Annotated in this window: 1 protein-coding gene; it reads right to left on the bottom strand. The window is 66.5% G+C overall.

What is annotated here, in order from left to right; all coding sequences use genetic code 11:
• On the bottom strand, positions 1–540 hold a 540-nt coding region (locus MTR66_RS20650; RefSeq protein WP_243924524.1), incomplete at both ends, for an electron transfer flavoprotein subunit alpha/FixB family protein.

Raw genomic sequence — 540 nt, 5'->3', positions numbered from 1 at the left:
CCGATGTCTGCGACCTGGAAGATCGGCGCGTCCTCGTCCTTGTTGATGGCGATGATGGTCTTGGAGTCCTTCATGCCGGCGAGGTGCTGGATCGCGCCCGAGATGCCCACCGCGATGTAGACTTCCGGCGCCACGATCTTGCCCGTCTGGCCGACCTGATAGTCGTTGGGCACATAGCCCGCGTCCACCGCCGCGCGGCTGGCGCCCACGGCCGCACCCAGCTTGTCGGCGAGCGGCATGATATATTCCTCGAACGTCGCCGAATCCTTCAGCGCGCGGCCGCCCGAGACGATAATCTTGGCGCTCGTCAGCTCCGGACGCTCCGACTTGGCGACTTCGGCGCCCACGAAGCTCGAAAGCCCCGCGTCACCGGCCCCGGCGACATCCTCGATCGCGGCCGAACCGCCCGTGGCGGCGGCCTTGTCGAAGGCGGTGCCGCGCACGGTGATCACCAGCTTGGCATCGGTGCTTTCGACCGTGGCAATGGCATTGCCCGCATAGATCGGACGGGTGAAGGTCTTCTCGCCCTCCACCGAGATG

Source organism: Novosphingobium beihaiense (assembly GCF_022832375.1).
GTDB classification, from domain to species: Bacteria; Pseudomonadota; Alphaproteobacteria; order Sphingomonadales; family Sphingomonadaceae; genus Novosphingobium; species Novosphingobium beihaiensis.
The sequence above is the reverse complement of the archived record's forward strand: the minus strand, read 5'-3'. Positions and strand labels throughout refer to the sequence as shown.